Raw genomic sequence first — 19,973 nt, 5'->3', positions numbered from 1 at the left:
GTCATGTCCGATGCACTGCCACCTGACCTGCATTATGTCGAGGACACTCAACCAGGCATCACCCGCAGGAAACTGCGCGGAAGATTCGCCTATTTCGACCCGGCGGGACAACGCATCACCGCCCCCGACGCAATCAACCGCCTCAACGCGCTCGCGGTGCCACCCGCCTATACCGAGGTGTGGATCTGCGCCGATCCACATGGGCATCTGCAGGCTACGGGCCGGGATGCCCGGGGGCGCAAACAATACCGTTATCACCCCCGCTGGCGAGAGGTACGCGACGCCGACAAATACTTGCGCCTGCGTGAATTCGGGCTGGCCTTGCCGAAACTGCGCCAACGGCTGGAAGCCGTATTGGCGGCACCGGGATTCAGTCGCGACAAAGTCGTGGCCACGGTCATTACCCTGCTCGACTCAACGTTGATCCGTATTGGCAACAGCCAATATGCCCGGGACAACCGCTCCTACGGCCTGACGACCTTGCGCAGCCGCCACGTAGAGATCAACGGCAGTGCCATCCAGTTCCAGTTCCGCGGTAAAAGTGGCGTCGAACACCAGATCACCGTGAAAGACCGGCGACTGGCCCGGATCATCAAACGATGCCAGGAAATACCCGGACAGAACCTGTTTCAGTATCTGGATGAAAACGGTGACCGGCGCACTGTCAGTTCCTCCGACATCAACAGCTATTTGCAAACGCTCACCAGCGCCGACTTCACCGCCAAGGATTACCGCACCTGGGCCGGCAGCGTGTTGGCTCTGGCGTTACTGCGCAAGCTGCACTGGGAGCCTGAAACGGACGCCAGGCGGCACCTGGTGGATATGGTCAAGAACGTTGCCAGGCAACTGGGCAATACCCCGGCAGTGTGCCGCAAGTGCTATATCCACCCGGCCGTGCTGGACGGTTACCTTCTCGGCGACCTGGCACAACTGCCCAGACCGAGAGCGCGCAAGGGGCTGTCAGCCGAGGAAGCCGGGCTGGCGATCTTCCTCGAGCGGATTGCGGCAGCGCCTGAACCGACGAATTGACCTGCCTATTTTTTGCACGATCACCAATGGCTTCTATAGTTGATCTGAACAGGAATCGGCTGCGGAGACGCCATGGAAGACATTTTTGTCGTGAAGCGTTGCAACAAGATCATCATCCATGGTCGCCGTGAGGGTGAGAATGAACACCTTCCACCCGATGCCGCAGTCTGGTACCGCATCGCCGATACCCGTACCGAAGGCTTCATCGGAGACGGTTACGATGTTGAAGAAGACGCCCAGCGTGTTTGCCGGCAGTTGAACGCAAAATCACAAGTGACAGCCCGACAAAGCTGAGGGCCTGCCAGCGTTTTTTAACGGGTCTATACTGATATGGCTGAAGGATCAGCGACCCCAACGGCAGAAAGCTCGCTCCAGGCGGGCTTTTTGCTGCCACACCCAGGTTTCTTGAACGGAGGTGTCTCCCATGTCCGAAAAAGAGTCCATCACCACCCTGCTCACCTTGCTGGACTCCCGTCAGGCCCGCCTGGCTGCTGCCTGCAAGGAAATCGCCGACTGGGTCGATCATCAAGGCGGACACCCCACCGCCCTCAGAATTCGTGATCGCCTGAACGACATAGAGAAGGACACGCCGCTGATCCGGCATACGCTGTCGTCTCTGCAACCTGTCGACCGGCCTCTGCCTCGGTTCAGATGATCCGTCACGGATTTGCAGTGCGAAAACAGGCCCGATTCGGGCAGCATGACCGGTGACGGTGACGTTTCCGTACGTTTGCCTGCCTGTCAGGATTTCACCCTCTCTCACAACCCGGCCTGGCGCCGGGATTTTTGTTGGGCAAAAACCAATCGAACGTCACCGCTCACGTGGGGTCAACCGCTCACACGTCACGATAGGAGACGTTCCAATGGTCACTCATTTCAAAATCAGCGGGCACCTGGCCTGCGGTCACAACGGCAACAACCTCGTATCGACCCGCGAACTCAATCGGGTGAAATGCAGGAGTTGCCGAAACACCGAGGCCTTCAAAGAAGCACGCAAGGCTGAACGCAACGCCGCCCGCCGCGCAGCACGCAAAGCCAAAGCCGTGCACAGCGCCATTAACTGGCGTTCGGCCTGGGCCGAGCGACTGACCGCGATGGCCGGCCTGCAACGCTTGCCGCGGGGATTTGCCGGCCAGCCCTTTGTTTAAGCTGGACTGAAACAGGACTTCGTCATCCGTGGGCCCTTGCATTGCGCAAGGGCCCAATCGGAGCGCAAAGCCATCAACACAAAATTCGTTACCGCCATCGCCTGCCTGGCAGCGCACTACGGCTGCAGGCATCTGGGAAAATGGGCGTCCGAGGTAAAGCATTGGCGACAACAAGCTTCATCGACTAGGGTCTCTTGCGTATCGAACTGCGGCGCCTTAATTGGCAGGAGCCTGACGAAGGAGGAACCCATGTCACTCAATCGTAGTGCCGAACACACCTACCGCCAGTGGTCGACCCCGATCCTGCTGGAACTCAAGGAGCGAGAGCATCAAATGGACCCGTCAGACCGCCAGGCTTTGCAAAACGTACTGCTGGAAAGAAGACTGATCAACACCGGCAACCCAATCGGCAGCGATCTCCGCAAGGCAGACCCGGCGTCCTGAAAAGCTTCAGGTGACCACGATCAAGATGGAAGTAATGGAGCAGAAACAAACAAGGGTTTGCCTGAATATCGCTGGCAAACCCTTGCTTGCAGAAAACACCCGACTGCCGCGCTAAAACCACCCACTACGTTCGTCTTCCAGTTCATGGCGACACTGCTTGAGTTGGGCGCTGTAAATCTCAGACTGCTTTTGCACTTTCTGGGCAACCTGCATCAGCCACGGTTTACCGCGATAGGTATTACGGCTATAGCCCCCACGCCCCTCGTGGTAAGCCAGGTACTGATTGTAAGTGTCCCATTTGGAGATTCCGAGCTGACGCTGGGTGCCAGTGGTGTACCAACCGATAAACATGATCGAGTCGTCGAAACTGTCACGCGAACCACCGTTGCCCGTATTGCCCTTGTACTCACTCCACACCGGATCTTGAGCCTGCGCATAACCGTAAGCCGAGCTCACTCGCCCCCAAGGGATCACCCAGAGCAGGTAGTCACGCGGCGGCAGTGCATCTGCCACGAAACTGCTTTCCTGCTTCATGATCGCCATGGCCACATGCAGAGGTGTCCCATATTCACTCTGCATTTGCAGCGAGTCCTCGTACCAGTCGGGATACTCACGGTAAATGCTGCAAAGATTGCCTTGGTCTCTTGGCGGCGTGGTCGTGCAACCCGTTAAGAACATAAACAACAAAGCCAACAGCAAAACGTGTCCTTGTTTCATTCATTACTCTCAAAAATAAGGGCATAAGGTGCCCTCCGTTTACTACAAGGAGCCTGAGTCATGCAGGTGCAGGCAAAGACGTCAGAAGACATCCAGCCTGATCGCGTCACCCTGATCGAGAAGGCTCTTTGTAAATCCCTATTGCACGGCGACCTGATGCAGCCCTGATCTGCGATTGAATGCTCACACGTGAGCGTGAAACCAGAGGCCTACTCCGGGTTTCGATCTAGAGCATTTTCTCCAGGCCGATCTTGTCGCTGAGCCAGGCTTTGAAGCTGCGCCATTTGCCGCCGGGCTCCTTGCGCAAAGTATGCAGGCGACCGTCATCCTCGGTCAGCCAGACGATTTCGCCGTTTTCCAGTCGAGCCTGGTAACTCATGACCGGCGCCATGCCCTCAAGCGCCAGCTGGCGCACGTAGCCGGCCAGTTCGGGACTATCGACCAGCACCCCGACTTCAGTGTTCCAGAACACTGAACGCGGGTCGAAATTGAACGAGCCGATGAACACTTTCTGCTTGTCCAGGATCATGGCCTTGGTGTGCAAGCTGGAGTCCGAACCGCCACTGAAACCAAACGAAGAGCTGCGGCCGGGATCGTCCGGCTGGCGCCGCAGCTCATAGAGTTTCACGCCATGCTCGAGCAGAGCCTTGCGATACGGTGCATAGCCGCCATGCACCGCCGGCACATCGGTGGCTTCCAGTGAGTTGGTCAGCAGGCGTACATCAACGCCGGCATCGGCACGCCCCAGGAGATAGTCCATGCCCGGTTTTTGCGGGACGAAATAGGCCGAGATCATGATCAGCTCGTTACTGACGCTATCGAGTTCAGGCCGTAGTTGTGTGGCCATCAGTAGCGCGCGTGCCGGTTCGGCGTCGGCCAGGACCTTGCTCGGAGCGTCCCACATCGCGGTGTTATGGGCCCAGATCAGTTGCTTGCGCCAAGTCTCGATTTGCGGTTGAGTCTGGTAGGTCATGAGATGGTCATACAACGCCTTGCTCTCGACACGTGAGGTCTGGAGCGATTGCTCCAGGCGTTGACGGCTCTCGAGCAAGTCTTGTGCTGTCGGCTTGTTGAGCAGGAAGTCACTGATCGGCAGGCTCAATGCGCTGTTCCAGTACTGATCGAAGCTGTGTCCCAACTGCTCGGCGACCGGGCCGATGCACAACAGGTCCATGTCGGTGAAGTTGAGATCGGGCTTGGCGTCGAAATATTCATCCCCCAGGTTGCGTCCACCGACGATGGCTGCGCTGTTGTCGGCCAGCCACAGTTTGTTGTGCATGCGTCGGTGCTGTTGGGAAAGATCAAGCAGGCGGCCCATGGTTCGAGTGACCATGGTGCTACGCCCCAGATGCAAAGGGTTGAAGACGCGGATATAGATGTTCGGGTGTACCGCCAGGGTGGCGATGACCTCTTCCTGGCCATCGCTGGCCGTGTCATCGAGCAAGATGCGTATCCGTACGCCGCGATCGGCAGCCAGCAGCATTTCACGCACCAGTGCCCTGGTGCTGATACCGTTGTGCACGATGTAGTACTGCAGATCGACGCTTTTTTGCGCATTGCGGATCAACTCGGCGCGCGCCCGGAATGCTTCACTGCTGTTGGGCAGCAAGCGAAAACCCGAGCGCCCCTCGTGCGCGGCGGCCTGAGCCTGGATCGAACGCCCGAAAGCCGATTCGCTGGCGGGTATCACCTCGCTGAAGTCGTGGGGCAAGCGCGTGGTGGCGCAGCCGACGAGCAGCAGCGCGATCAACATGGCGCAGAGGAACCGGGACATGGGCTGGTCCTCAACTTCGACGGGTGTAGATTTGAACTCGGCAACCAGCCAGTACTGGCTGCCAAGAACGTGCAGCCCTCGGTAATCCGCACGACTTGTTCCAGTAAAGCCTGTTTCAAGCAGCGTGTCGAAATTTCCCGGCAGCTGTGCCTAGAGCATGAACCCGCCTTGGGGCCGGGCACAGTCAGCGCGACACGGATTGGACCCAGCGGCTCGTCGCGCTACTGATCCGACGGCAGATTCGCTACTATGTTTACCCGCCTTTCCTGTCTGCGGATTTCTTCATTCTGGAGCCCGAATGCCTAGTCAAAAGGACATCGCCGCCGAAAGCGGCGCACCGATGATCCCTGAACAGCGCCGTGAATTGATGCTGCGACAGTTGCGCAAGCATCAGGTGCTGAGCGTTCATCAATTGATGGAAATGTTCGACTGTTCGCACATGACCATACGCCGCGACATCGCGCTGCTGGAACAGGAAGGTCGTGCCTACTCGGTAACGGGAGGGGTGCGCATCGCCAGCCAGCTGCACAGCGAGCCCAGCCACCAGATCAAGGCAGTGGTCGAGTTGCCGCAGAAGCAGGCCATGGCCAGGCTCGCCGCCCGGCTACTACATGCCGATATGACGATTTACCTGGATGCGGGAACCAGCACGCTGGAAATCGTCCCCTATATCAAGGCGCTGTCCGGCATGACCGTGGTGACCAATGACTTCGGCATTGTCCAGGCACTGATCGAAGCCCCCCATGTCACAGTGATTCATACCGGCGGGCAGCTGGATCACTCCAATCAATCGTGCGTGGGCGGTCTGGCGGTTGCCACCTTGCGTCAGATCGTCACCGACATCGCGTTCATATCGACCAGTTCATGGGATTTGCGTCGCGGCCTCACCACCCCTTCAGCGCTGAAAGTTGAAGTCAAACAAGCAGCGATGCAATCAGCCTCGCAAGTGGTGCTGGTGGCTAGCAGCTCGAAGTACGGCACCTTCAGCATGTACAAAATTGCCGGGCTCGAGCAGTTCGACATCATCCTCAGCGACGACGCTTTGACCCCTGCCGCGGCCGATGGCATCCGCAAGCAGGGTGTCGAGCTGTTGCTACCGGCGGACAATACACCAGCGTGAAACGACGGCTCCTGCACCCAGCGGAGCCGTCATCTATTGCGCTTAACGCGCCTTCCAGTCCCGCAGCCACTGCAAGCCGGCAGACGTGTTGCCTCGCGGCCGGTATTCACACCCTACCCAGCCGTCATACCCCAATTGGTCGATCAGCTCGAACAGATAGGGGTAATTGACTTCCCCCAGGCCCGGTTCATGCCGATCCGGCACGCCAGCGATCTGGATATGGCCGATACCGTCGAAGTCGCGACGCAGTTTAGTCGCCAGGTCGCCCTCGACGATTTGGCAGTGGTAGCAGTCGAACTGAACCTTCAGGTTGCTGGCGCCCACTTCCTTGCAGATGGCCTGGGCCTGATCCTGGCGGTTGAGGAAGAACCCCGGCATATCCCGCGTATTGATCGGTTCGAGCAGTACCGTGATCCCGACCTTGGCCGCCTGGGCGGTGGCGTAGGAAAGGTTTTCCAGGTACACGCCGTGATGCCGTGGGCGATCGCTTTCCGACGGCAACAGCCCGGCCATCACATGGATGCGTGAGTTGCCCAATACGCTGGCGTAATCCAGGGCACGATCAAAACCGCTACGAAATTCACTCTCCCGGCCCGGCAACGACACCGTGCCCCGCTCCCCCGCAGCCCAATCACCGGGCGGCGCATTGAACAGTGCCTGCACCAGGCCGTTGTCGCTCAAGCGTTGCTTGAGTTCTTCAGCGCTGTAGTCATAGGGAAACAAATACTCCACCGCTTCGAATCCGTCAGAGGCAGCGGCGGCGAAGCGATCCAGAAACTCATGTTCCGGGTAGAGCATGCTGAGGTTGGCAGCAAAACGAGGCATGGTAGCTCCTGAGACAAAGGGTTAGACGAAAGGCCAGATCAGCAGGGTAATACAGAAACCCAAGGTACCGAGCAAGGTGGTCATCACCGTCCAGGTGCGCAGACCGTCGGCCACGTTCAGGCCGGACAGTTTGGTGAAGATCCAGTAACCGGCATCATTGATATGGGACATGGCGAGCCCGCCACCGCCCATGGCCAGACACAGCAGAGCCATGTGGTTCGGGGTCAGATCGAGGGTCGCAATCAGCGGGCTGATGATGCCGGCAGTGGTCACCAGCGCCACCGTGGTCGAGCCCTGCACCGCGCGCAACAGCATGGTCAGCAGGAAGCCCAGTGCCAGCACCGGCAGACCGGTGGTGCGCAGCATGTCGGAGACCACGGCGCCGATTCCGGTATCCACCAGCACCTTGCCGAACACGCCACCGGCACCGGCAATCAGGATCACCATGGCCACGCCTGGCAAGGCCGAACCGATCACGTCAGACACCTGAGTGCGGCTCCAGCCCCGGCGCGAACCCAGCAGCCAGGCACACAGCAAGGTGTCGATCAGCAGCGCTACCAGCGGCGCACCGAGTACGGTCATGATGCCGCGCACAATCGATTCGGCAGGCAGCAACGAGGTAGACAGAGTCCCCAGCAGAATCAGAATGATGGGGAGCAGGATCAAGCTGACGATCAGGCCAAACCCTGGTGCCGGTGCTGGCGGCAATTTGGAAACGATGCTGCTGACGGACTCTTCCAGGCCCATGTGGGATACGGCTTCTGCCGATCGCTCAGGGTTCGTGTCGTTGCCGTTGGTCCAGGCGGCCAGATCCTCGTTGGTGACATGCGGGCCATAGACCTCGGCACGAATATCGTCGGTCATCGGGTACGCCCGACGGGTCATGCGCCCGGCCACGCGATAGCCGACATAACAAAGGAACGCGGTGATCGGCAACCCGAACATCAGCACGCGGCCCAGGTCCGCGCCCAATTGACTGGCAGCGGCCACTGCGCCCGGGTGCGGCGGCAGAAAGGCGTGTACGGTCAACAACGCAGCACACATCGGCAACGCAAACACCAACAACGGCTTGCGCGCACGCCGGGCAATACCATAGGCCAGCGGCATGAGGATGATCACACCGACCTCGAAGAATACCGGCACCCCGACCATGAAGCCGGCAATCGTCAACGCCAGGGGCGTACGCCGGTTGCCGAAGCGGGTAATCAGCGTCTTGGCCAGCGCCTCGGCACCGCCGGAAAGCTCGATGATCCGCCCGATCATCGCGCCCAGGGCAATGATGATCGCGATGTGACCCAGGGTCTTGCCCATGCCGCCTTCAATGGTCGCGACCAGATCGGCCGGTTTCACCCCGGCCACCAGCGCCACCAGAATGCTCACCAGCATCAAGGCCACGAAAGGCTGGAACTTGTACTTGAGCACCAGGAACAGCAACAGAGCGATGCCTGCCCCGGCGGTAACCATCAGGATTAACGGGCTCATTTCACTAACCCTCCACGCCGGGCTAATAAAAGAGTACTGCCGATGGATCTGAATATGCCGCAGTGAAGGTGAGTCATACTTGGACTTCCTGTTGTTATTGTTTTTTAAGGCAAGCCGGGGCCGTCGAGAGTCGCTGTGCGTCTCCCGGGCAGAGCCTGCGTTATTGATCTGTCGTACTAAGGCAGCGCTTTACCAGTGCGCACCAAAGGTTGCCCGCAGTTCGTCCAGCGCCAGTTGATCGAGTGGCTCAGGCTTGGGATTACTCATCAGCCAGAGTCGCGCGGTTTCCTCAAGCTCTTCCAGGGCGTAGCTGGCCCTGGAGACCGAACTTTCCCAGACCACCGGCCCAAGCCGTTCGAGCATCACACCGCGAACGCTGTTGGCCAGCAGCGCGACCTGTTCGGCAACCTTCGGCGAACCGGGTCGCTGGTAGGCAATCAATGGGATATGCCCGACTTTCATGACCTGATACGGCGTCAGCGGCGGCAAAATGTCGTCCGCCTGCCAGACACCGGCCAGCGTCAACGCCACCAGATGGGTGGAGTGGGTATGCACCACACCGCCGACATTCGGGTTGCGGTCGTAGACCTGGCGATGCAACGCCAGAGTCTTTGAAGGCTTGTCACCGGACACCCACTCACCCGCCAGATTGACCTTGGCGATGGCTGCCGGATCAAGACGCCCGAGGCAGACATCCGTCGGCGTGATCAACCAGCCGTCGTCCAGTCGCGCGCTGATGTTACCGGCGCTGCCGACGGTATAACCGCGCTGGTACAGGCTGCGGCCAACCTCACAGATTTCTTCGCGTAGGGCGTTCTCGTTGCTCATTGCGCACCTCCGGCCTGGGCGAGTTGGTTCAAGGCTTTGCTGAAGAAATCCCGGCCACCGAAGTTGCCCGATTTGAGTGCCAGCGCCAAAGGTTCCTCGGTACTGCTGACGGTCGCCGGCACACCCGGATCAATCTGCGCGCCGATCTGCAACAGCTGCACACCCAGCGCCTGGACCACGGCACCCGAGGTTTCTCCGCCGGCGATCACGAAACGGCGCACGCCGCTCTGGCGCAGGCCCTGTGCAATTTCGCCAAGGGCGTTTTCCACAAGGCTACCGGCCTGCTCGACACCCAGTTGCTGTTGCACCAACTTGACCTCTTGCGGTGAGCTGGTGGCGTAGATCAATACGGTTTGCTCGTTATCACGGGCGAAGGCCAAGGCTTGCGCCACTACCGGTTCCCCCGCCGCCAAGGCCAACGGATCAATCCGCAAAGCTGGCCGGCCGGCTTCAAGCCAGGCGGCCACTTGCCCATTGGTGGCGATCGAAGCGCTGCCGGCCAACACCACTTCCCCGCCGGACACTGCAGGAAGTTTGGAGGCGTCGAGGTCACGCAACTTGCCGGCACGACGGAAGTTTTCCGGAAGCCCCAGGGCCAGCCCCGAACCACCCGTCAACAACGGCAGATCGGCGCAGGCGCTACCGAGGGTGTACAGATCGCTGTCCGACAAGGCATCGGCGATTGCCATGCCGACACCTTGAGCCCTCAGTTCAGCGATTCGCGCCTGGACCTGCTCAGCGCCCTGGGCAATCGTGTCGTAGCGCAACAAGCCGACATTCAGACGGGTCTGCGATTGCAGGACACGCACCAGATTGGCATCGGTCATTGGCGTCAGCGGATGGTTCTGCATGCCCGACTCGCTGAGCAGTTGATCCTGCACAAACAGATGGCCGCGAAAGATCGTCCGGCCATTTTCCGGGAACGCCGGGCACGCAAGGGTAAAGTCGCTACCCAGTGCGGCCAGCAGTGCTTCGCTGACCTGGCCGATGTTGCCGGCCGCGGTGGAGTCGAACGTTGAGCAATATTTGAAAAAAATCTGCTCGCAGCCTTGTTCGCGCAGCCAGGCCAGCGCAGCGAGGGACTGCTCGACTGCTTCGGCCACTGGCGTGGTACGCGACTTCAGGGCAATGACGATCGCATCGGCATCAAGCCCGGCCGCCACTTCCGCGCTCGGGATGCCAATGCTTTGCACGGTGCGCATACCGCCGCGCACCAGCATGTTGGCAAGGTCCGTGGCGCCGGTGAAATCGTCGGCGATGCAGCCCAGCAACGGGCGTGCGGTGGAAGTAGTCATGGGGGTGTTCCTCAAACAGGCTCAGGCTTGGCAGTTGGCAATTCGATGCCCGGGAAAATCTTGATCACCGCCGAGTCGTCCTCACGGCCAAAGCCGGCACTGGATGCCTGCATGAACATCTGGTGAGCGGTGGCCGACAGCGGCAACGGGAATTTGCTGGCCCGGGCGGTATCCAGTACCAGGCCCAGGTCCTTGACGAAAATATCCACGGCGGACAACGGCGTGTAGTCAGCCTTGAGAATGTGCGGCACGCGGTTTTCGAACATCCAGGAGTTACCGGCGCTGTGGGTGATCACCTCGTACAGCGCATCGGCATCGACCCCTTCACGCAGGCCCAGCGCCATGGCTTCGGCAGAAGCGGCAATATGCACCCCGGCGAGAAGCTGGTTGATAATCTTGACCTTCGAACCCAACCCATGGACGTCGCCCAGGCGATAAACCTTGCCGGCCATACCCGCCAGGATCGACTCAGCCATGGTGTAGGCGTCGGCCGGGCCCGAGGTCATCATGGTCATTTCACCAGCGGCAGCCTTGGCCGCGCCACCGGAGATCGGTGCATCCAGATACCGCAGGCCCTGTGCGGCCAAGCGCTGGCCAAGATCCACCGCGTAAGTCGGAGCGACTGTGGCGCAGCCGATCACCAGGCTGCCTGGCCGCAGCGAGGCCACGGCACCCCCCTCACCAAACAATACGGTCTCGGTCTGCTCGGCGTTGACCACCACGGTAATGATCACGTCACACTCTGCGGCCATGTCCGACGGTGACAGGCAAGCCACACCGCCCTCCCCGGCGAACTGCTCCGTTACAGCAGTGCGCACATCACAGGCATGCACATTAAAACCGCTGCGCAGCAACGAGCGAGCAATGCCCAGGCCCATCGCGCCCAGACCGACAACACCGACATTCTTGTTATTCATGGGGTACTCCAGTGGAAAGCTGCGGCTGCTGCCTACAAGGCACAGGCGTTGGCCGCGTCGTGAATAGGGCTAGACAGAATCAGCACCGCGCGGGCCAACCACCTGAGGGACGCTGTTATTCAGGACCTGAGTCGCGATCTCATTGAACATCAAGGCCATCCTGTTGCGTCGTGTTATCAGGTTGTCATACCGGCTGCTGCAGATCATCTACCAGTGATCTGATTATGTGAAGTATTTTTTATTAATAACATTTTTTAACATCGCTTTAGCCGCGCAGGAACGAGATGCGGGCTCGCTGCGGATTACAAGTGGCCCAAAAGCAGCGAATTACGGAAAAGTTTTTTGATCGCGGAAAAAACGAAGGGCCTGCATGAGGTAACTCACGCAAGCCCTTGATATTCATGCAGACAGAAGCCGGAATCGAAGCCGTCCCCCCTACGAGCGGGACATCCTTTCGGCGAAAGACCGCTATCGATTGAAGCGGCCCTTCTCGACCCGTTAAATCCACGCCACCTCAGGGCAAGCAGCCGCTACCCAAAGCGGGTGACACAGGGTCGCTATACCCTCCATAAATGGGGAACTACACCCACCCTGGCAAGCATTTACCACCAAGTTTGAGGAATATTTCCCCACTCACCCTTTCTCTTGCTTGAAACCCTCGGAAACAGCCTGTTAATTAATTAGACATTTTCCTCGCCCTATTGAAATGGCTCATTAGTTGCACCACCCCTTGGGACCCGCAACAGCTGTCGTCCCGCACATCATGGAGACGGCTGGACTCGCCAGATTCGGTATGACGCGAGAGGTGAGAAATGAAACGCGCGACACCACCATGCAGTTCCATCGCCTTACTGCCCAGATCAAGCCCGCCCTGTGCCTTGCCCTTTACCCTGACCACCATCAACGCCGCAGCGCTGGATGATTTCGGCACGGAAAAAACCGACCCGAAACTGCCAGCGCCAACCTCATACGCACTCGTCGTTTGTGCTCACCCTGGTACTGAAATTTCTCGGTTGCATCGGCCCAGCACCGAACATCATCCCGACATCCGTCACCCTGTGGGCGGCAGCATCACCAGCCGGCAGCGCGCTGTTCATCTTGCCAGTGATCCGGATGTACGCCTTCTGGACCTATTCGGTATTCCACGCAAAAGTGAGAATTGATGATGGCTTCCACGGATAGAGCAATTGCCCGAGTCATGAAACGGCCGATGCCCCTCTATAAGCAGCTCGCTGAGTTGAGCCTAATGTTTTTCGCGTTGCTGATTATGCTGGCGTTGTCCGCTGTAGTTGCGATGGAGTTGATCCAGGGAGCAGTGCCCTGACGAGTCTGGTAAACGTAGATGAGAGACCCACTCATTTTTTGTATTTAGACGAAGCTCGCGCAGTGATCAGGGCCAACCTGATGGGTTGGTTTTGATCTGGCAATGGAAAAAAGCCGGGATCGACAAAGCCGACTTCCAGATGCGCAATTTGCGGGTAAAAGCAGCTACCGATAAAGAAGAGTCGACCGGCAGCATTTGAGAAGCGATGGACCAACTGGGTCACACCACCGTCGTGATGACCGAGCATTACATCGGTAATCGAAAAGGTAAGAAAGTGACATCGGCAAAATAGGAATTGCGGACCAACTCAAAAATAGCGGACCAAAAACAAACAAGGGCTTGCATCAGCTTTCGCCCGCAAACCCTTGATTTAAGATGGTGCCCGAAGCCGGAATCGAACCGGCACGCCCTTACGAGCGGGGGATTTTAAGTCCCATGCGTCTACCAGTTTCGCCATTCGGGCGGTAGCGCGGTGAAGCGTCCAGGTTTAGCCAAACAACGGCCTGGCAGTTCTGACGCTTGTGCAGCAGAGGTGGGAATATATACATCCCGCCCCGGTGAAGCAAGTTCGCAAATAGCCTTTTCAAGTCTAAATCTTGCAGGCTACTGCAAATAAAAAAGCTCCGTAAATCATAGATCTACGGAGCTTGTTTATTAGTGGAGGCCGAGGTCGGAATCGAACCGGCGTAGGCGGATTTGCAATCCGCTGCATAACCATTTTGCTACTCGGCCTCAAAACATTTGATATCTAGTAGCGCGACATCAAATGCGTACAAACTTGGAGCGGGAAACGAGACTCGAACTCGCGACCCCGACCTTGGCAAGGTCGTGCTCTACCAACTGAGCTATTCCCGCGTCTTGGTGTGGCGCATTCTATAGAATCCAGAAGCCCCGTCAACCCTTTGATTCAAAAAAGTTTTATTTCTTTTCAACGTCAGTCTTCAGATGTGGCCAGGCAGCCCGCAGGTACTGGACCATCGACCACAAAGTCAGGCCAGCCGACACCATCAACAACGTATAGCCCAGCAAGACCCAGAAGCTGAAGTCCTTGGGATTGGCCAGCAGGATCACCAGCGCCAGCATTTGCGCGGCGGTTTTCCATTTGCCCAGGTTCGACACGGCAACGTGGGCACGAGCGCCCAGTTCGGCCATCCACTCGCGCAGTGCCGAGACGACAATCTCGCGACCGATGATCACGGCAGCAGGCAGCGTGAGCCACAGGTTGCCGTGTTCCTGCACCAACAGTACCAATGCAACCGCAACCATCAGCTTGTCGGCAACCGGATCGAGGAAAGCCCCGAACGGTGTGCTTTGTTCCAGACGGCGGGCCAGGTACCCGTCCAGCCAGTCGGTGGCGGCAGCGAATGCGAAGACCGAGGCGGAAGCCAGGTAACTCCATTGGTAAGGCAGGTAGAACAGCAAAATGAAGATCGGTATGAGCAGAACGCGTAGAACGGTAATCAGATTAGGGATATTCATCGGCACAACTGGCTACGAGGTGAGGGGGCATTCTACTCGCTGTGCAGATTTGCATAAATCAACTCTGCGAGCTTTTTACTGATCCCGGGGGCTTTGGCAATTTCTTCGATGCTTGCACGAGACAGCTCCTGCAATCCACCAAAATGTTTCAACAAATCCCGCCGACGTGTCGGGCCGACGCCAGCGACGCCTTCCAGTGTAGACGTCCGACGGGTCTTTCCACGCCGGGCGCGGTGCCCGGTGATGGCAAATCGGTGGGCTTCGTCGCGAATCTGCTGGATCAGGTGCAGCGCAGGAGAATCGCCGCGCAACGTGAATTCATGTGCAGCGTCGTTCAGGTACAGGGTTTCGAAACCAGCCTTGCGCGTCGCGCCTTTTGCCACGCCCAACAGAATCAGGTCAGGCACAGCCAATTCATCGAGCACGTCGCGAGCCATGGACAACTGGCCTTTACCGCCGTCCACCAGCAGGATATCCGGCAGCTTGCCCTCCCCGTCCTTCAGTTTGCTGAAGCGTCGGGTCAACGCCTGATGCATTGCCGCGTAATCATCGCCGGCCGTAACGCCCTCGATGTTGTAACGGCGGTAATCGGACTTGATCGGGCCTTCGGGGCCGAACACCACGCAGGACGCCACCGTCGCCTCTCCACTGGAGTGACTGATGTCGTAGCACTCAAGTCGTTGAGGAGGCTCATCCAGCTTCAGCACCTCGGCCAGTGCATCGAAGCGTGCCGTAATGTGCTGACGATTCGCCAGGCGCGCACTCAGTGCCTGCTCGGCGTTGGTCACCGCCAATTGCTGCCAGCGTGCTCGCGTACCCCGTACGCGATGGCTGATGGTCAGTTCACGACCGCGCAACTCGTCAATGGCGGCGATCAGTGTTGGAAAGTCATCGTGGACCACATTGACGATCAGCTCGCTCGGCAAGTCGCGCTCAGGACTGCTGATGAAGTACTGGCCCAGAAACGCGGCCATGACTTCGGAAACGTCTTCTTCAATACCGACTTGAGGGAAGAAGTTCTTGCTTCCCAGTACCCGCCCGCCCCGCACGCTGATCAGGTGAACACAGGCACCGCCCGGATTGACGAAGGCGGCAATCACATCGACGTCCCCGGTCCCGCCTTCCATGCTCTGTTGATCCTGAACCCGGCGCAGCAGCGCAATCTGGTCCCGCAACTCGGCTGCTCGTTCGAACTCGAGATTGATCGCCGCTTCTTCCATCCCGGCGGACAACTCGTCAGTCAGCGCGTTGCTGCGCCCCTCAAGAAACATCACCGAGTGGCGCACATCTTCGGCATACACCTGGGGCTCAACCAGCCCGACACAGGGCGCCTTGCAGCGTTTGATCTGGTATTGCAGGCAAGGTCGGGTGCGGTTCTTGTAATAACTGTCTTCGCATTGCCGAACGAAAAACGTCTTTTGCAGCAGGCTCAGGCTTTCGCGAATCGCGCCGGCGCTCGGGTAAGGCCCGAAATATTTGCCCTTGGCCTTTTTCGCGCCGCGATGAATGCTCAGGCGCGGAAACTCTCCGTCGGAGAGAAAGACGTAGGGGTAGGATTTATCGTCGCGCAGCAGGATGTTATAGGGCGGGCGCCATTCCTTGATCAACGTCTGCTCAAGCAGCAAGGCTTCGGTTTCGTTGGCCGTGATAGTCGTTTCGACCTGGGCTATACGCGCTACCAGTGCAGCGGTCTTGGGTGCCAGCCCGGTCTTGCGAAAGTAACTCGACAGGCGATTCTTGAGGTTTTTCGCCTTGCCGACGTAAAGCAAACGCGCTTCGCTGTCGAACATGCGGTACACGCCGGGGCGCCCGCTAACGGTCGACAGAAAGGCACTCGGATCAAAGGTTTCGGTCATTTTCAGAGGCTGGCGTCGACCATGCCATGACGAACCGCCAACAGCGTCAACTCGACATCACTGCTGATCGAAAGCTTTTCGAAGATGCGGTAACGGTAGGTGTTCACGGTTTTCGGGGACAGGCACAATTTGTCGGAAATGATCTGTACTTTCTGGCAGCCGACAATCATCAGCGCGATCTGGATTTCCCGCTCCGACAAGGCATCGAAAGGCGAATCGTTGGTGGGCTGGAAGGACTTGATCGCCAGTTGCTGGGCAATTTGCGGGCTGATGTAGCGTTGCCCGGCGAACACCAGGCGAATGGCCTGGACCATTTCCGGCAAACCTGCCCCCTTGGTCAGGTAACCTGCCGCCCCGGCCTGCAACAACCGTGTAGGAAACGGGTCCTCCTCACACACGGTCACCGCGACGACCTTGATATCCGGATGACTGCGCAATAATTTGCGAGTGGCCTCAAGACCGCCGATACCCGGCATCTTGACGTCCATCAACACCACATCGGGTTTCAGCTCACGAGCCTTGAGCAGGGACTCCTCACCCGACTCGGCCTGGCCGACTACTTGCAGGCCATCGATGTCAGCCAGCATTCGTGTAATGCCTGTACGAACGAGATCATGGTCATCGACTACTAGCACCCTAATCAAGCAGACACCTCGCGATATGGTCTTATTGGGTTGCCAGACACCTTAGCAAAAAGCATCTGGCAGACCTAGCGGAAAGCGTCAGATTAAAAGTTTCAATTCATCTTGAAAGGCTTGTCGCAAGCGTGTTTCAGCAATCCCGGCCGGGGATATCCAGCTGCATCCTCAGGAAACATTCGTCCTTGCCCACCATCCTGAATCCCTTGCGCTCGTACAACACTTGCGCCGGGTTGTTTTCAAAAACCGTCAGGCGCAACGCCGGGCGCCCCTCCTGATGGGCCAGAGCCCGCACCTGATCGATCACCCAGCATCCAGTACCCTGCCCACGGAACGCTTCGACAATATGCAACTCGCGGATATACAAGGCTCTGGCATCGCGGCTCAGGCTGACATAACCCAGGATATTGTCGCCCCATGTAATCACCCGGTTGTCTCGCCCGGCCCAGGCCACGTCAAACGCTTCGTCTTGCCACAGCAAATCATGCTTAATGTAGTAACGCAGCATGCCTGTACAGGTCAGTTCGCGGGCGAATTTCAGATCCTCAGGCATTGCCGGACGCCATTGGCGCTCCATCATTCCACTTCCACTGCCAATACCTTCCCGGCCCACCCCGCGCAATCGCGCCTGGCAATGACCATCTGGCTGCCGGTACCGACGGCGGCCGCAATCAGCGAACCGTCCGGCGCCCACATCGCGCTACGTCCAGCAGACTCCCAGCCACCCGTTGCACCGCCATGGTTGGCCATCAGCACCAGCATTGAAAGGTCAGCGGCGTAGCCCTTTAACAATGCGGTATCCGGGTTGTAGCCTTTTGCCGTGATCAGCACGCCAGCGGCATACACGCCAGCACCGTTCAGTGCAGCGTTAGCCGCATGATCGGCATGGGTGAAGTCTGCGCACACAGCCAACGCAATCGTGTCGTTACCGACGTTCAGAGGCGCGCCCCCCGTTCCCGGCGCAAACGCCTCCTCCTCCCCAGGATGCAGATGCTGCTTGCTATAGACCCCGAGAGAACCATCGGCACCCAATATCAGCGCGCCAATCAGCACGGGAGATGTGTCCGACAGCCGAATCGGCATGCCGACGATAGCCGTCACGCCGACTTCCCGGGCAACATCACGCAGCGGTTGCAGTACGGCCGCGTCCGGAGCAATCGCCAGCTGCGCCGCGCGCCCCCGTTCGTAGCCGGTCAGTGATAACTCCGGGAACACCAGCAATTGCACGCCTTGCTCCGCAGCCACCTGCATGAAACGTTGATGTCTGGCGATATTGCCAGCGAGATCTCCAGGGATGGAAATCGTTTGAGCGGCGGCGAGGGTCAGAGCCGTCATGGTGTGTCCTTGTGACGATGTGTTTTGTTGAGGCGCAGAGTGTGTCACAACCTTCGGGGCACTCAAGCGATAGAAAGCGTCGTCGTTGGCCGATAGCATTTTCTGATTGAATCTGCGTGCCGGCCTCTAGTAAGCTCGGCCCATCCATCGGAGACAGACCATGTTGAACGCCCTCTTACAGCTTCGTACCGCCAGCGCCCTGCGCTCGGTTGCGGCTGCCCGGGCGAATGACGATTGCGCTCCGGTCAGCTTTTATTTTGGGTATTGGTTTAGCCACTGGCGCGCCTGATACCCACACGGCGCCCACTTTAAACGGGTCGCCACCAGAGAATTCTCAACCCCCGGTCGGCCTCCCGACCGGGGGTTTTGTTTTTTCAGGCCTCAACATTTTTAGCAACACACCAGACATCCAGAGGATTCAGAGCATGAACTACGCCACTTATTACCGTTACGACAGTTTTACCGCCTGGCGATTTACCAGCCTCCGCTCGGGACAGCCTGCCGCCTCCGATCGGTCACCCACAGGTGGCAAGCACACACACGCAGCCAATTTGGCCAATTGTCGAACACCCCAGTAGGGCCGAGCGCGCGGGCATGAACCCGCCACCCTCCCAGGAAACCTTGAATATGAACTCGTCCGTCTCTGCACTGCCGCTGTCCGCCTTGAGCCCTGCCAATGAAGCGCTGACCCTGCGCCTGCCCAGCTCATTGCAGTTCAAACAGCAATTGCCACTCAGCAACGCCCTAACCCAGCAAGTCAGCGCCCACCGCCAAGCGGTTCGCGCGATCCTCAACGGTGAAGACTCCCGTCTGCTGGTCATCGTCGGCCCATGCTCGATACACGATCCGAAATCAGCTCTCGAATACGCCGGCAACCTTGCCCGCCTCGCCGCTGAAGTCAGCGATGAAATGCTGCTGGTGATGCGTGCCTATGTCGAAAAACCCCGTACCACGGTTGGCTGGAAAGGCCTGGCCTACGACCCGCATCTGGATGGCAGCGATGACATGGCCGCCGGCCTGACGTTGTCCCGCGAACTGATGCGCGAAATGCTCCGCCTGGGCCTGCCCGTTGCGACTGAACTGCTGCAACCGATGGCGGCCGGCTACTTCGATGATCTGTTGAGCTGGGTGGCCATTGGCGCCCGGACCACGGAATCGCAGATCCATCGGGAAATGGCCAGCGGCCTGGGCATGCCTGTAGGGTTCAAGAACGGGACTGACGGTGGTGTCGCGGTCGCCAGCGATGCCATGCGTTCCGCCGCCCACCCCCATCGTCATTTCGGTGTCGATAGCCAGGGACACCCGGCGATCATTCAAACGCCGGGCAATGCGGACACTCACCTGGTACTGCGTGGCGGCCATCAGGGGCCGAACTACGACAGCGCCAGCGTCGCCCAGGTGAACAGTGACCTGACCAGGCTCAGGATTCCGGCTCGAATCATGGTCGATTGCAGTCACGCCAACAGCGGCAAAAACCCGTTGCGCCAGCCTGCCGTGTTCAACGATGTACTTGAACAACGCCTGCAAGGCGATCGTTCGCTGATCGGTATGATGATCGAGAGCCATCTATTCGAGGGTTGCCAGCCGTTGAGTTCGTCATTGCAATACGGCGTGTCAGTGACCGATGGCTGCCTCGGCTGGACCGGGACAGAACAACTGTTGCTTGAAGCGGCAAATCGTCTGCGAGCGCAAGGCAACGCCCAATAGCCGGCATTATCCGTCCGCCCTCCGGCCTTCATGGGAAGTCTGGAGGGCAAACGGA

The 19,973-nt window shown here is 58.7% G+C and carries 19 protein-coding genes, 3 tRNA genes and 2 pseudogenes; 9 read left to right on the top strand and 15 right to left on the bottom strand.

Going from position 1 to position 19,973, the window contains the following annotated elements; genetic code table 11:
* The first annotated feature begins 3 nt into the window (after nt 1-3).
* The 5 genes from B0D71_RS01695 (at nt 4) to B0D71_RS01675 (ending at nt 2,621) form a co-directional block, all read left to right on the top strand.
* The gene (locus B0D71_RS01695) at nt 4-1,029 is read left to right on the top strand and encodes a DNA topoisomerase IB (protein WP_103393181.1); all 1,026 of its coding nucleotides are present in this window, start codon (nt 4-6) and stop codon (nt 1,027-1,029) included.
* Nucleotides 1,030-1,101: 72 nt separating this feature from the next.
* Nucleotides 1,102-1,323, top strand: a complete 222-nt coding sequence (locus B0D71_RS01690; RefSeq protein WP_103393180.1) for a hypothetical protein — start codon at nt 1,102-1,104, stop codon at nt 1,321-1,323.
* 130 nt (nt 1,324-1,453) lie between these two features.
* Nucleotides 1,454-1,684 (top strand): hypothetical protein, encoded by a 231-nt coding sequence (locus tag B0D71_RS01685; RefSeq protein WP_007975977.1) that lies wholly within the window; start codon nt 1,454-1,456, stop codon nt 1,682-1,684.
* 208 nt (nt 1,685-1,892) lie between these two features.
* Nucleotides 1,893-2,177 (top strand): hypothetical protein, encoded by a 285-nt coding sequence (locus B0D71_RS01680; RefSeq protein WP_103393179.1) that lies wholly within the window; start codon nt 1,893-1,895, stop codon nt 2,175-2,177.
* Nucleotides 2,178-2,426: 249 nt separating this feature from the next.
* A complete protein-coding gene (locus B0D71_RS01675) occupies nt 2,427-2,621 on the top strand; it encodes a hypothetical protein (RefSeq protein ID WP_103393178.1) in 195 nt (64 codons plus the stop codon).
* A 111-nt stretch (nt 2,622-2,732) separates the two neighbouring features.
* On the opposite strand, the gene B0D71_RS01670 is transcribed toward B0D71_RS01675, so the two are convergent.
* On the bottom strand, nt 2,733-3,338 hold the full coding sequence (locus B0D71_RS01670) for a transglycosylase SLT domain-containing protein (protein WP_103393177.1): 606 nt from the start codon (nt 3,336-3,338) through the stop codon (nt 2,733-2,735).
* 226 nt (nt 3,339-3,564) lie between these two features.
* Entirely contained in the window at nt 3,565-5,112 is a 1,548-nt protein-coding gene (locus B0D71_RS01665) for a phospholipase D family protein (RefSeq protein ID WP_103393176.1), read from the bottom strand.
* Nucleotides 5,113-5,410: 298 nt separating this feature from the next.
* Here B0D71_RS01665 and B0D71_RS01660 point away from each other — a divergent pair, with 298 nt between their 5' ends.
* Entirely contained in the window at nt 5,411-6,232 is an 822-nt protein-coding gene (locus B0D71_RS01660) for a DeoR/GlpR family DNA-binding transcription regulator (protein WP_103393175.1), read from the top strand.
* Nucleotides 6,233-6,274: 42 nt separating this feature from the next.
* Here the strand turns inward: B0D71_RS01660 and otnI are convergent, their stop codons facing one another.
* The 5 genes from otnI to ltnD all read right to left on the bottom strand — a co-directional run bounded on the left by otnI (nt 6,275) and on the right by ltnD (nt 11,591).
* Nucleotides 6,275-7,057, bottom strand: a complete 783-nt coding sequence (otnI, locus tag B0D71_RS01655) for a 2-oxo-tetronate isomerase (protein ID WP_103393174.1) — start codon at nt 7,055-7,057, stop codon at nt 6,275-6,277.
* A 21-nt stretch (nt 7,058-7,078) separates the two neighbouring features.
* The gene (locus B0D71_RS01650; protein ID WP_103393173.1) at nt 7,079-8,539 is read right to left on the bottom strand and encodes a GntT/GntP/DsdX family permease; all 1,461 of its coding nucleotides are present in this window, start codon (nt 8,537-8,539) and stop codon (nt 7,079-7,081) included.
* A gap of 189 nt (nt 8,540-8,728) precedes the next feature.
* Nucleotides 8,729-9,367: a 3-oxo-tetronate 4-phosphate decarboxylase gene (otnC, locus tag B0D71_RS01645; RefSeq protein ID WP_103393172.1), complete on the bottom strand. Its 639-nt coding sequence runs from the start codon at nt 9,365-9,367 to the stop codon at nt 8,729-8,731.
* Complete coding sequence (gene otnK, locus B0D71_RS01640) at nt 9,364-10,662, bottom strand: 3-oxo-tetronate kinase (RefSeq protein ID WP_103393171.1); 1,299 nt, start codon at nt 10,660-10,662, stop codon at nt 9,364-9,366. Before otnK ends, otnC begins: the two co-directional genes overlap by 4 nt.
* An 11-nt stretch (nt 10,663-10,673) precedes the next feature.
* Nucleotides 10,674-11,591, bottom strand: a complete 918-nt coding sequence (gene ltnD / locus B0D71_RS01635) for an L-threonate dehydrogenase (RefSeq protein WP_276310324.1) — start codon at nt 11,589-11,591, stop codon at nt 10,674-10,676.
* 945 nt (nt 11,592-12,536) lie between these two features.
* Here ltnD and B0D71_RS32150 point away from each other — a divergent pair.
* A pseudogene (locus B0D71_RS32150) lies at nt 12,537-12,761 on the top strand (ubiquinol oxidase subunit II); the annotation flags it as partial.
* Nucleotides 12,762-13,015: 254 nt separating this feature from the next.
* Nucleotides 13,016-13,195 (top strand): annotated as a pseudogene (locus tag B0D71_RS31640) (integrase); the annotation flags it as partial.
* An 84-nt stretch (nt 13,196-13,279) separates the two neighbouring features.
* Here B0D71_RS31640 and B0D71_RS01620 read toward each other — a convergent pair.
* The 8 genes from B0D71_RS01620 to B0D71_RS01585 all read right to left on the bottom strand — a co-directional run bounded on the left by B0D71_RS01620 (nt 13,280) and on the right by B0D71_RS01585 (nt 18,211).
* Nucleotides 13,280-13,366, bottom strand: a tRNA-Leu gene (locus B0D71_RS01620).
* A gap of 195 nt (nt 13,367-13,561) precedes the next feature.
* A tRNA-Cys gene (locus B0D71_RS01615) sits at nt 13,562-13,635 on the bottom strand.
* A 47-nt stretch (nt 13,636-13,682) separates the two neighbouring features.
* Nucleotides 13,683-13,758: transfer RNA gene (locus B0D71_RS01610), tRNA-Gly, on the bottom strand.
* Nucleotides 13,759-13,821: 63 nt separating this feature from the next.
* Nucleotides 13,822-14,382, bottom strand: coding sequence for a CDP-diacylglycerol--glycerol-3-phosphate 3-phosphatidyltransferase (gene pgsA, locus B0D71_RS01605; protein WP_007992985.1), 561 nt, complete (start codon nt 14,380-14,382; stop codon nt 13,822-13,824).
* 32 nt (nt 14,383-14,414) lie between these two features.
* Nucleotides 14,415-16,238, bottom strand: a complete 1,824-nt coding sequence (gene uvrC / locus B0D71_RS01600; RefSeq protein WP_103393169.1) for an excinuclease ABC subunit UvrC — start codon at nt 16,236-16,238, stop codon at nt 14,415-14,417.
* A gap of 2 nt (nt 16,239-16,240) precedes the next feature.
* Nucleotides 16,241-16,882, bottom strand: coding sequence for a response regulator transcription factor GacA (gacA, locus tag B0D71_RS01595; protein ID WP_008015884.1), 642 nt, complete (start codon nt 16,880-16,882; stop codon nt 16,241-16,243).
* 127 nt (nt 16,883-17,009) lie between these two features.
* Nucleotides 17,010-17,453: a GNAT family N-acetyltransferase gene (locus B0D71_RS01590; RefSeq protein WP_103393168.1), complete on the bottom strand. Its 444-nt coding sequence runs from the start codon at nt 17,451-17,453 to the stop codon at nt 17,010-17,012.
* Complete coding sequence (locus B0D71_RS01585) at nt 17,453-18,211, bottom strand: carbon-nitrogen hydrolase family protein (RefSeq protein WP_103393167.1); 759 nt, start codon at nt 18,209-18,211, stop codon at nt 17,453-17,455. The genes B0D71_RS01590 and B0D71_RS01585 overlap by 1 nt, the downstream gene beginning before the upstream one ends.
* A gap of 627 nt (nt 18,212-18,838) precedes the next feature.
* Between B0D71_RS01585 and B0D71_RS01580 the strand changes: the two genes are divergently transcribed.
* Nucleotides 18,839-19,918, top strand: a complete 1,080-nt coding sequence (locus B0D71_RS01580; RefSeq protein WP_103393166.1) for a 3-deoxy-7-phosphoheptulonate synthase — start codon at nt 18,839-18,841, stop codon at nt 19,916-19,918.
* The last annotated feature ends 55 nt before the right edge of the window (nt 19,919-19,973 follow it).

Source organism: Pseudomonas laurylsulfativorans (assembly GCF_002906155.1).
GTDB lineage: Bacteria > Pseudomonadota > Gammaproteobacteria > Pseudomonadales > Pseudomonadaceae > Aquipseudomonas > Aquipseudomonas laurylsulfativorans.
The sequence above is the reverse complement of the archived record's forward strand: the minus strand, read 5'-3'. Positions and strand labels throughout refer to the sequence as shown.

What these genes read in the sequence shown, in the direction of transcription:
- B0D71_RS01695 (WP_103393181.1), top strand. Translation starts at nt 4, where the DNA reads ATGTCCGATGCACTGCCACCTGACCTGCATTATGTCGAGGACACTCAA.
- B0D71_RS01690 (WP_103393180.1), top strand. Translation starts at nt 1,102, where the DNA reads ATGGAAGACATTTTTGTCGTGAAGCGTTGCAACAAGATCATCATCCAT.
- B0D71_RS01685 (WP_007975977.1), top strand. Translation starts at nt 1,454, where the DNA reads ATGTCCGAAAAAGAGTCCATCACCACCCTGCTCACCTTGCTGGACTCC.
- B0D71_RS01680 (WP_103393179.1), top strand. Translation starts at nt 1,893, where the DNA reads ATGGTCACTCATTTCAAAATCAGCGGGCACCTGGCCTGCGGTCACAAC.
- B0D71_RS01675 (WP_103393178.1), top strand. Translation starts at nt 2,427, where the DNA reads ATGTCACTCAATCGTAGTGCCGAACACACCTACCGCCAGTGGTCGACC.
- B0D71_RS01670 (WP_103393177.1), bottom strand. Translation starts at nt 3,338, where the DNA reads ATGAAACAAGGACACGTTTTGCTGTTGGCTTTGTTGTTTATGTTCTTA.
- B0D71_RS01665 (WP_103393176.1), bottom strand. Translation starts at nt 5,112, where the DNA reads ATGTCCCGGTTCCTCTGCGCCATGTTGATCGCGCTGCTGCTCGTCGGC.
- B0D71_RS01660 (WP_103393175.1), top strand. Translation starts at nt 5,411, where the DNA reads ATGCCTAGTCAAAAGGACATCGCCGCCGAAAGCGGCGCACCGATGATC.
- otnI (WP_103393174.1), bottom strand. Translation starts at nt 7,057, where the DNA reads ATGCCTCGTTTTGCTGCCAACCTCAGCATGCTCTACCCGGAACATGAG.
- B0D71_RS01650 (WP_103393173.1), bottom strand. Translation starts at nt 8,539, where the DNA reads ATGAGCCCGTTAATCCTGATGGTTACCGCCGGGGCAGGCATCGCTCTG.
- otnC (WP_103393172.1), bottom strand. Translation starts at nt 9,367, where the DNA reads ATGAGCAACGAGAACGCCCTACGCGAAGAAATCTGTGAGGTTGGCCGC.
- otnK (WP_103393171.1), bottom strand. Translation starts at nt 10,662, where the DNA reads ATGACTACTTCCACCGCACGCCCGTTGCTGGGCTGCATCGCCGACGAT.
- pgsA (WP_007992985.1), bottom strand. Translation starts at nt 14,382, where the DNA reads ATGAATATCCCTAATCTGATTACCGTTCTACGCGTTCTGCTCATACCG.
- uvrC (WP_103393169.1), bottom strand. Translation starts at nt 16,238, where the DNA reads ATGACCGAAACCTTTGATCCGAGTGCCTTTCTGTCGACCGTTAGCGGG.
- B0D71_RS01590 (WP_103393168.1), bottom strand. Translation starts at nt 17,453, where the DNA reads ATGGAGCGCCAATGGCGTCCGGCAATGCCTGAGGATCTGAAATTCGCC.
- B0D71_RS01585 (WP_103393167.1), bottom strand. Translation starts at nt 18,211, where the DNA reads ATGACGGCTCTGACCCTCGCCGCCGCTCAAACGATTTCCATCCCTGGA.
- B0D71_RS01580 (WP_103393166.1), top strand. Translation starts at nt 18,839, where the DNA reads ATGAACTCGTCCGTCTCTGCACTGCCGCTGTCCGCCTTGAGCCCTGCC.